This is a genomic window from Leisingera sp. JC1 (genome assembly GCF_001679925.1).
In the GTDB taxonomy this organism is placed as follows: Bacteria; Pseudomonadota; Alphaproteobacteria; order Rhodobacterales; family Rhodobacteraceae; genus Leisingera.
This window is the reverse complement of sequence record NZ_LYUZ01000141.1, coordinates 1-10,494: the sequence shown is the minus strand read 5'-3', so window position 1 is coordinate 10,494 and position 10,494 is coordinate 1. Positions and strand designations below refer to the sequence as shown.

At 61.8% G+C, this 10,494-nt stretch carries 7 protein-coding genes; 2 read left to right on the top strand and 5 right to left on the bottom strand.

The features are described from left to right. Positions 1-2,128: methyl-accepting chemotaxis protein (locus tag A9D60_RS23080; protein WP_254656785.1), on the bottom strand; the 2,128-nt coding region annotated here is incomplete at its 3' end. 12 nt (positions 2,129-2,140) lie between these two features. On the opposite strand from A9D60_RS23080, the gene A9D60_RS27160 reads away from it, so the two are divergent. Further along, positions 2,141-2,320, top strand: a complete 180-nt coding sequence (locus A9D60_RS27160) for a hypothetical protein (RefSeq protein ID WP_254656784.1) — start codon at positions 2,141-2,143, stop codon at positions 2,318-2,320. Positions 2,321-2,841: 521 nt separating this feature from the next. Continuing rightward, positions 2,842-3,555 (top strand): trypsin-like serine peptidase, encoded by a 714-nt coding sequence (locus A9D60_RS23075; RefSeq protein ID WP_083194333.1) that lies wholly within the window; start codon positions 2,842-2,844, stop codon positions 3,553-3,555. Between the two features lie 63 nt (positions 3,556-3,618). Here A9D60_RS23075 and A9D60_RS23070 read toward each other — a convergent pair whose 3' ends face one another. The 4 genes from A9D60_RS23070 to A9D60_RS23055 all read right to left on the bottom strand — a co-directional run. Further along, positions 3,619-4,797: an HlyD family type I secretion periplasmic adaptor subunit gene (locus tag A9D60_RS23070; protein WP_065269759.1), complete on the bottom strand. Its 1,179-nt coding sequence runs from the start codon at positions 4,795-4,797 to the stop codon at positions 3,619-3,621. Continuing rightward, positions 4,794-7,022, bottom strand: coding sequence for a type I secretion system permease/ATPase (locus A9D60_RS23065; protein WP_254656783.1), 2,229 nt, complete (start codon positions 7,020-7,022; stop codon positions 4,794-4,796). The genes A9D60_RS23070 and A9D60_RS23065 overlap by 4 nt, the downstream gene beginning before the upstream one ends. 104 nt (positions 7,023-7,126) lie before the next feature. Continuing rightward, the gene (locus tag A9D60_RS23060) at positions 7,127-8,407 is read right to left on the bottom strand and encodes a TolC family protein (protein WP_065269757.1); all 1,281 of its coding nucleotides are present in this window, start codon (positions 8,405-8,407) and stop codon (positions 7,127-7,129) included. Between the two features lie 75 nt (positions 8,408-8,482). Beyond that, a partial coding sequence (locus A9D60_RS23055) for a beta strand repeat-containing protein (protein WP_065269756.1) occupies positions 8,483-10,494 on the bottom strand: 2,012 nt, incomplete at its 5' end.

Sequence of the window (10,494 nt, the reverse complement as noted above, 5' to 3'; positions counted from 1 at the left end):
CTGAACACCGATGCCGGCAAGCTGGCCGAGCTGGTGGCGCATTTCCGGGTCTCCGGCGGGCGGGGGCCGCACCGCCGGAGACCCGGAAATGCGCCACCAGCTCGGCCAGCTTGCCGGCATCGGTGTTCAGCATGTGGCCTGCCGCAGTGGCCTCCTCGACCATCGCTGCGTTCTGCTGGGTCACCTGATCGAGCTGGGTGACGCCGGTGTTGATCTCGTTGAGGCCGGTGGACTGCTCCGCCGCGCCCTCGGCAATGCCGGAAACCAGCTGCGAGATATGGGTCACCTGCTCGACGATGCTCTGCAGCGCTTCGCCGGCCTTGCCGACCAGATCGACACCGCGCTCCACCTGCTTGGAGCTGTCGGAGATCAGCGTTTTGATCTCCATTGCCGCATCCGAGGAGCGCTGTGCCAGGGCGCGCACCTCGCTGGCGACCACCGCAAAGCCCTTGCCGGCCTCGCCCGCCCGCGCCGCCTCGACGCCGGCATTGAGCGCCAGCAGGTTGGTCTGGAAGGCGATGTCGTCGATCACAGAAATGATCTGGCTGATGTGGTTCGAGGACTGCTCGATCTCGGTCATCGCCGAGACCGCGCTCTGCACCACTTCGCGGTTGTTTTCCGCCTCGGTGCGGGCCTCGGCCATGGTGGCCTCGACGCTGCGGGCGCCGTCGGCGGCGGATTTGACGGACGCGGTCAGCTCATCCAACGCCGCGGCGGTTTCCTCCAGGGTGGCCGCCTGGCTTTCGGTGCGGTGCGACAGGTCGTCGGAGGCCTGGCTGATCTCGGCAGCGCCGTTGCGGATGCTGCCAGAGGCTTCGATCACCTGCTGCACGGTGGTGCTGAGATTGCTGACGGTGCTGTTGAAGTTCTGCCGCAACTGCTCGTATTCTTCCGGGAAGGCCGAGGTGATCGGCTGCGAGAAATCGCCATCGGCAAGCTGCACCAGGCCGCTGCTCAGTTTCTCGACCACCTGCTGCTGCTGGCGCTGCATCTCGGCGCGTTCCTCTTCGGCGGCGCGGGCCAGCTTCAGATCGTCCTGCATGGAGACCAGTGTCTTGCCGATCTTGCCGATCTCGTCGCCGCGGCTGGCCGCCTCGACCTCGGTTTCGAGATCGCCGGAGGACACCGCCTCCATGTCGGCGCAGATACGGTCGATCGGCTTGGTCACCGACCGGGCAAACAGCCACCCGAAGAAGGAAACCAGACCAGCGCAGATCAGCGAGATCAGGATCATGATTTTCTGCTGGGCAGCAGCCGGGGCCAGGATTTCATCCTGGTCAAGTTCCGCAACCAGTGCCCACTGGAGGTTGCGGAATGTGACCGGTGCCGAAACCGCTGCAACGATGCTGCCGTCGGCCAGTGCGGTTGATGGGTAGAAGGTGCCGCCTGCTGCTGATTCATCAGTGCCGGTTGTTTCAGAAGCGGCTGCAAAGGCTTCCAGGAGATGGGGGCGTTGCCCCAGGTCGCCCAGGAGGCCGTGGCCTCCGTCCTGGCGTGAAGCGGTTCTTGCTTTGAGGTCCTGCCCGGCAAGGAATACGTCGAGGGTTTCCAAGTTGCCGCCAAAATCCGTAATAATCGAGGATATCTCGTCAATCGCGACCTGAACCGCAAATACACCAATGAAACGTCCGCCGCTATCTTGGATGCGGGCCGCGGCAAACGCAGCGGGTGCGTCCGCGCTGGGCGCATAAGGTGCGATATCAGAGAAATAGACATGCTCTTTCTTACCTTCCGCAGCAAGCTGGAATGCCTGTGCCAGACCAGTTTCATTGTATGGGCCGGAAATAAGGTTGGTAGCGTAGTCGGATTCCTTCGCGACCGAAAAGATCACGTCACCTTCTGGATTGATCAGGAAGATGTCGTAATATCCAAGCCGTTCCATCATTCCGGTGAATGCGGGGTGGTTCCGCTCAAAGTGAATGTCGTAGGGCGATGACGCCGAGGCAAACATCGACAAGTTACCTACCTCTTCCTGGCCGCTGCCGCTCCGGCTGCCCCAGGTCACGCCCATGTCTTTCATTGCTTTGGCGGTGGAGGGAACGGCGGAAACTGTGAGAATTGCCGCTTCAATGGATTCCAGGTAGTTATTCAGCGCCGCCTCGCGGTCGCGGACCAGAGACTGCAACACAATCTCTGCATCATGGACGACACTGCGCTGGAAGTAACTGGTGCTGAAGGTAATCAGTACAACGGTTACCGTCACCGCTGTGCCGACGACCAGCAGAGGGAGCTTTTGGGAAAGTTTAAAAGTCTGCAACATTTTCAACGTAACACCTCCGGCAGGCATCCGCCGGCATTACGCCGGGGACTGGGACTTTGATTGGGTCTGATACAACGTCAGATTGATTTTCGATCCGTTAATGCTGCAGAAAATGGCGGAAAAAATTTTCATAATGATTGCATTTTTCGGGGTGCCGCTGCCCTTCTAAGTCAGTCATTGACTATTCTGGCGTTAACCTATTGGGCATGTCTGCATACACGGGACTGGTTAATCGCTTCAGGCCGGCGTGTGCTGCGAAGGGGCGGATCCGTTACCCTTTTGCTGTTCCGGTGACTTCATCTCGCGACAGTCAGATTTCTTTCCGGCCGGATTTGGCCTTGGATGGGCCGCAGGATTCTCTTTTGTTGTTCTTGGTTTGGAAAAAATATTTACGCTTTGTTTACTTTCTCTAGCCAAGCGGCAGGCTTTTTTGCCATGGTTAAGCATCAATAACCGGGGGGTTAGGGAATTGTTAACGCTGCCGCATTCTGTCCACCTTTTGGTCTCAGCCCGGCAACATTGGGTCTCATTCCAGCCGCACGCTTGAATGACGATGCCCTTGTGGGAACCTGGAGTGGGTTATGAGACTGACTATTGCTGCAATTGCGGCATGCCTGTCCCTGGGCATGCCGCAAGGCGCGGCTGCGGATGAGCCGCAGTTACGCGCCGAATCGACACAGGGGCTGGAAGCCGTTGGCCGGCTGAACATCGCCAACAAGAGCATGTGCACCGGTGCGCTGGTGGCACCCAATCTGGTGCTGACTGCAGCGCATTGCCTGTTCGATCCAAGGACAGGTGCCCGGGTTGACCCGCAGAGCATCTGGTTTGAGGCCGGGTTGTCAGGGCGCCGCGCAATTGCGTTGCGCCAAGTGGCAAAGGCTGTTGTGCACCCGCAATACCGGTACCGTCCGTCAGGAACGCACCAAATCGGGAATGATCTAGCTGTACTGCGGCTGGACCGGCCAATCAGCAGCCGCCAGATCGTGCCGCTGGCCATGCACGCGGGTGCCGAGCGTGGCGATACATTGGATGTGATGTCTTATACGCAGCATCACGCGACCCGGCCCAGCCTGAAACGGTCCTGCAGTGTTCTGGCGCGCAAAAGCCGCACACTTGTGATGTCATGCTTAGTGGATTTTGGGGCTTCCGGGTCGCCAGTGCTTGAGCTGCGCCCGGGTCAGGCACCGCGGCTGGTGTCGGTGATTTCCGCCAAGGCAGCCATGGGCCGGAGACCGGTGTCGATCGGAACCGCCTTGGATGCCACGCTCACTGATCTTATCCGCCGCGCGGGCTGAAGCCCCTTTCCTGCAGGCCAATGTTTTTGAAACTGCTCCCGACCGGAGCAGTTTCTTTGCTTTCTAAGGCTCACGCAGTGCCTCACGGGACTTGTAGAGCGGCTTCAGCAGGTATTGCAGCACCGTCTTGGCCCCGGTCTGCAGCTCTGCCGTGGCCCGCATGCCAGGGCGGATTTCGATCGATTGCTGGCGTTCGGTGAACCCGGATTTGTCGACCCGGACCGTCACCCGGTAATAGGGCTCCGCGCGCGGATTGCGCTCATCCTCGAACGTATCGGCAGAGACGAAATCCACTTTGCCGCGCAGCGAGCCGTAGATGGTGTAGTCATAGGCAGACAGCTTGATGGTGGCGTCCTGGCCGGGTTGCACGCTGGCGATATCCTCAGGCTTTACACGCGCCTCGACGAACAGTTCCTCGCCCAACGGTATGATCTCCAGGATCTCCTCACCGGGGCGGATCACGCCGCCAATGGTGGTGACAGCAAGGCTATTCACAATCCCTGCCAGGGGTGAGGTGATGATAGTGCGGTTCAGCTGATCAACTGCCAGCCGTTGCTCTTGCCGCAGAGTTGTGATCTCCCGCAGGGTCTGGCCGTATTCCTCGGCCTGCTCCAGCTCGGCCTGGGTTCCGATTTCGTTATATTTGGCGCGCGCGTCAGTGGCTGCCTTGCGGGCCTTGTTGACCTCAATCAGCGCCACGATTTTCTGCTTGAAGAGCTTCTCCATGTTGGCCAGCTCTGCGTTCAGCTGATCCATGATCTGCCGGGCGCTGTCACGGCGGCTGGCAAAGTCGGTCTGCCTTGCGGTCAGCAGGCCTCGCTCAGAGGCCAGGATGCCGGGTGAGCGCTGCGCCAGCATGTCCGGCACAGCGAACTCAAAGGCGCCTTTCGTCTGCGCTTCCAGCCGGTGGCGCCGGATCTCAAGCGCGTCGATCTGGTTTTGCAGTTCATCTGCCGCAGCGCGGAACTTCGTGTCCTGCAGCTTGGCCAGAACCTGACCCGCGGTCACGATGTCGCCCTGGCGCACATGCAGTTCCGCCAGGATGCCGCCCTCCAGGTTCTGCACGATCTGCGCGCGCGAGGAAGAGACCACCTGACCCTCACCGCGCACGATCTCGTCGATGGAGGCAAAGGCAGCCCAGATCAGGAAGGTGAGCACCGCCGCCAGCGCCAGATAGATAATGCGGCTGGCGCTGCGCGGGGTTTCTGTATTGCCGTATGGATCGTGCAGCGCCATGGTCATTTGCCTTCTCCTGCGGCCAGATGCGCCAGAACCTGATCGCGCGGGCCATCCACGACCATCCGGCCGGATTGCAGGATGAGGGTGCGGTTCGTCAGAGACAGGATCGGCATCCGGTGGGTGGCGATTACCGCGGTACGGCCCTCCAGCCAGCTTTCCAGGCGGCTCACCAGGGTGCGTTCCAGCGTCTGGTCCAGCGCCGCGGTGGGTTCATCCAGCAGCACGACAGAGGGGTTCTGCAGCCACAGCCGGGCCCAGCCGATCGACTGGCGCTGCCCGATCGACAGGCCATGGCCGCCGTCGCTGATCTCCAGATCCAGCCCCTTGTGGTGGTTGCGCACATGGGCCCCGAGGCCTGCGAACTCGAGCGCTTCCATCAGCCGGTCGTCGTCACGCTCCAGCTGGTTGAGGTTCAGGTTGTCGCGCAAGGTGCCCGCGAACAGCCGCACATCCTGGCTGAGATAGCCGATGTTGGCGCGCAGGTCGCGCGGGTCGATCTGCGCCATGTCGGTGCCGTCCAGAAGAATGCGGCCCCGGTCGGGGGCATAGAGGCCGGACAGGAGCTTGAGCAGAGTGGACTTACCGGAGCCGTTGACACCCAGCACCGCAACCCGCTGGCCCGGTGTGACCGCCACCGCTTGCACGTCCAATGTCGGGGCGGCGTCATCCTCGTAACGGAACAGGATCTCGCGCAGCTCGAACCGGCCCTCGATCATTTGGCGGCGCAGGTAAGTGCGTTCTTTCTCTTTCTCCTGCGGTGCTTGCGCGATGGCGTCTAGCCCCTCCAGCGCCGCCTTCACGTTGCTCCAGCGCGCCAGGGTGGCGGCGAATTGGGTCAGCGGCGCCAGTGTGCGGCTGGTCAGGATGCCGGTGGCGATGATGGTGCCGACAGTGAACTCACCGGCAAACACCATGAGCGTCCCCAGCACGACAGCAGTGATATAAGTCGCCTGCTGCACGCCCTGGGACCAGTAGGTGAGGGCGCTGGACAGTTTGCGCTGCTCGGTGGCGGAGTGCGACGACAACGTGTTCAGTTCATCCCACAGCCGCAGCACCCGGTCCTCGCCGCGCTGGGTCTTCACGGTGTCCAGTTCCGTTACAACCTCGTGCAGCAGCCGCCCGGCCTTGGCGTTGGCGCCCTGAGTCTGGCGGGTATAGGCGATCATCTTCCTCTGCATGAAGTAGGCAGGCAGCAGCATCAGGATGCCGCCGGCAATGATCACCCAAACAACTGGCCCGGCAATGGAGGCAACCAGCAGCAGGAACACAGCGATAAAGGGGATGTCGGCCAGCGTCGAGATCGTGGAAGACGTGAAGAACTCCCGCACCGACCCAAAATCGCGCATTGCGGCAAACAGGCCGGAGGGCGGCAAGGGTTTCTTGTCGGAGCGCATGCCGATCAGGCGGCGCATTAGGTTGTGCTGCACTGACAGTTCGATCTGACGGCCGGCTGCGTCAGTCAGACGGGCGCGCGCCAGTTTCAGCATTGCTTCCAGCGCGATTGCCAGAAAGGCGCCCACCGCCAGCACCCATAGGGTTGCGTGCGACTGGTGCGGCACCACCCGGTCATAGACTTGCAAGGAGAACAGCGCGACCGACACCGCCAGGATATTGGCCACCAGTGAGCCCAGCATGATCTCACCCACCTGCCGGCGGTACTTGGGGAACTCGCTCCAGAACCAATGGCCCGGGTCGATCTGCGGCGTGTGCTTGGCCGCCATTTGTTTGAGCGACGGGCGGGCCGACATAACGGTGCCGGTGAAATAGGGGCTGAACTCGGCCAGCGGCACCTCTGTGCGGTTATCCGGGCAGGAGGTGTCATAGATGGCCAGCGTATCGTCCGCCTGGCCCAGAACCAGCACGCATTGGCCGCCGGACATTATCGCCAGCGCAGGCCACAGAGCGGGGGTCAGGCTCTGCTTTTCAAGCACTTTGGGCTGCAGGCCGGCGGATTGCACCGCCTTGGCCAGCGTGTGCAGCGACAGATCGCCGGGCGTCTCCTGCCACAGGAAGGCTGCGACGTCGCTGACCGGTACGTCGCTGCCCTTCAGGGCGGCAAGGGTGGCGATCAGGCTTGCCCGGTGCTGGATGCGTGCGGCCGCCCCTTCCAGAAGGGAGCCAACCTCGGGCTGTGCGTCCTGCGGCTTGGGCCGATTGTCTGTCTTCGGCTTGATCTGCGTGTTTGGCCCGGGGGGCGCGGCAGGAGGCGGAGCTTTGGCGGGTTTCATCCCATCCTGTAGGGCAGTTTTCGGCACGGTAGCGGGAACGGCCCTCAGAACCGGCTTGTTCCCGCCTGCGGGGTGAAGGCGTGGCGGCTTTTGCGTGGTGTCGGTCAAATCTTGTCCCCATCAGCCAGCAGCCCCAGGTCGCGTGCCAGTTCCAGCTGGATCAGCACCACCTCGAATTTCGCGTCGATATAGGCCTGCTCGCGGCGCACCAGCTCTTCATAGACCTGGATCACTTCCATTACCGGGCGCTGACCGGCTTCGAATTGTTTCTGGAACAGCTCATATGTTTCCCGGCTGCGGCGCACCAGCGCGGCGGTTTCTCCCTCCTGCCGCTGATAGGAGGCGATCTGCTGCACTTGGCGGCTGTAGGCGCGCCGTGCGGCTTCCTCAGCTTCGCCCACCTGACGCTTGGCGGCTTCCTTTGAAGCTTCCAGAGCCTGAATCGCGGCAGGGGTGCCCAGCCCCAGCGGCTGCCCCGTACCCAGGGTAATTCCGGCTCCGGAGCCATCTGTGGTCACATTTCCAGCCGCGGAAATCTGCGGCAGGAGCCCAGCGCGGCCGGATTTGGCCTGGGCAATGGTGCGGTCAGCCTCGGCTCCGGCCTTGAGCACCGACAGGAACTGGCCCTGTTCGGGCGGTGTGCCGATAGACAGATGCGAGGGCCTTTGGTCGAAACTTTGTCCTGTCATTGCCTGCAATTCAGCGCGGGCAGTGGTTGCTGCGTCCCGGGCAGTGGCTGTGGCGGTGCGGATGCCGCTGATTTTGCTGTCCACCACATTGAGGTCGGCGCGGTCGGAGACACCGCCATCGACGCGGCCCTGCACAATCCGGCGGAACTCCTGCATTCTGCGCAGGGCGCGGTCGCCATAGGCCGCCTTCTCGTCTCCGCGCAGCGCGGCGGCATAAAGCCCGACAGCGGTTTCCACCCGGCTGTTCATGTCCTGGGACAGGCTGACGGCGGCGACTTCCACATCGGCGGCGGCAAATTCGCGCTCCGCCTTGCGGCGGCCGTTGTCGAACAGAACCTGCTCGATCAGCAATCCGGCGACCAGATCGCCGAGGTCAGTCAGGCTGACTGATGGCCCCAGAGTTGGAAGCCAGTTCTTGGATGCGGCCTCTGCCCGCAGCTTGGCACTGATAAGCTCTGCCTCCGCTGCGCGGGAAGAAGCGGCGATGGCTGCCGTGGCAACCTGCCCATAGGCGCTGTCCTCGGCCAGCAGCGAGCGGCGCTCCATCAGGGCGCTAATCACTTCGGAGGAGGTCTCGCCGGTCTGCGCGAAGTTGCTGCGCGGTCCGCTGCTTTGCGCATCGCCAAAGGAAGCCGGTGCGCAAGCCGATAGGCTGCACATCGCTGCGATGGCGCAAAGAAAGCGTCCCGGTTGCATCCTGCCCTTTGACCTTTTGTTCAAGGCTTTTCATATCTTGGGCCTGGCGGCAGACTGCGCCGCCGGGCCAGTAGATCAGATCACGGTGTTGACGTCTTCATCGACCAGGATCGTAGTGCCGTCATCACCCAGCGTGTAGACATCGTAAGTTTCGCCGTCGATGGTTTGGCTGCCGTTGGCGGTTGCGCCACTGATGGTCAGCGTGTCATCCGAGCCGCCATGCACGGTCAGTGTATCGGAATTCCCTGAGAGCGCGTTGATGTCAGCCTCGGTAAGGGTCAGATTGACGTTGTCTGCATGCACCAGGTTCAGCTCGTCGATGTTGAACTGCGACAATCCTGCGTGGTCGAGTACTGTCGCATCTGCACCGTCTTCAAACACAACCATTGTGCTTGAGCTGTTGCCTGCATCATCGACGCGGTTCACCACCAGGTTCGATCCGTCCGGCACCGTCTCGTCAAAGCTGAACAGGGTGCTGCCGCCACCGAGATCCGTGGAGGTTCCAGTGACATCCTCTACGGCTCCACCGTTTGTCAGCTCATGCGCGGTATCGCTGTCCTCATAGTCATCGCTGAAGAAGCCAGTGACGCCGGCGCCCGTGTCGATGATATTGCCGACATTCGGTGCGTCGTACTCCGTATCGACTTCAAAGGTTTCGGTCAGGGTCGCAGTATTGCCTGCCGGGTCAGTCGCCGTGATGACAGCACTGCTGCTGTAGGTTCCTTCGGGCAAATCGTCTGCGTCGAATTCCACGCTCCAATTGCCATCTGCATCTACGCTTGCACTGCGCGTCAGGCCTTCAATGCTGACGTCGACTGAGGAGCCGGGCTCGACTGTTCCGGTCAGGGTCAGCCCTGCAGCGCGTTCAGCGATGTTGACGATGTCGTCGTCAGTAATGCTGTCTGCTTCAAACGGCACAACCTCCGTGTCGATGGTCAGGGTGTCGGTGATTTCTGCAGTGTTGCCGACAGCATCCGTGGCTGTGACGGTGACATCTGCTTCATAGCTGCCTTCCGGGATGTCGGAGGCTGCGAAATCCACGGTCCAGTTGCCGCTGCTGTCAACGGTTGCAGTTTCGGTTGCGCTGCCCAGCTGCACAACCACTGTTGAACCCGGCTCAACGGTGCCTGTCAGGGTCACGCCGTCGCTGTGCTCGTCTTCGTTGACGATGCCGTCGCCTTCGACGCTGGCTGTATCCACGGTGAGGGGATCTACCAATGTGTCCACACGCAAATCTGCGGTGGCCGTTGCTGTGTTGCCTGCAGCATCGGTGGAGGTGACGCTGACAGTGGTGTCATATTCACCAGAGGGCAGGGAGCCTGCTTCGAACTCTGCGGCCCAGTTGCCGCTGGAATCCGCGGTGGTCGTGCGGGTCACGCCTTCGACTGTGACGCTGACCGTGGCGCCCGCTTCGGCAGTGCCGGTCAGAGTCACCCCGGCGGCGGCCTCTGCATTGCTCACGATGTCATCACCACCGGCCTGGTTCGCATCAATCGCCACCGCAGTAATGGTGTCCACCCGTACCGTTCCGGTGACGGTTTCGGTGTTGCCATAGGCATCGGTCGCCGTGGCGGTCACGTCAGCGTCGTATTCACCCGACAGGATCTCGGATGCTGCAAAATCGGCGCTCCAAGTGCCATCGCTTGCGGCAGTAACCGTGCGTGTCACTCCCTGGAAGGTGACGTCAACGGTTGCGCCAGCTTCAGCAGTGCCTGTCAGGGTCACCCCGTTCGCGGCCTCTGCGCCATTGATCATGTCATCGCCGCCGGCTTGGCCATCATCAATTGCAACTGCAGTCTCGGTATCGATGCGGATGGTGGAATTGGCCGTTGCCGTGTCGCCGGAGGCGTTTGTCGATGTGACGCTGATCGGCGCATCGTACTCGCCGCCGGTGATTTCGGAAGCCGCGAAGTCCGCGCTCCAGATACCGTCATCGGTGGCGGTCACAGTCCGGGTTACGCCCTGAAAGGTCACTTCGACGGTGGAACCGGCTTCCGCGGTGCCTGTCAGAGTCACCCCGGATGCAGCCTCGGCACCGCTGATTGTATCATCGCCGCCAGCCTGACCGCTGTCGATAGTTACAAAGG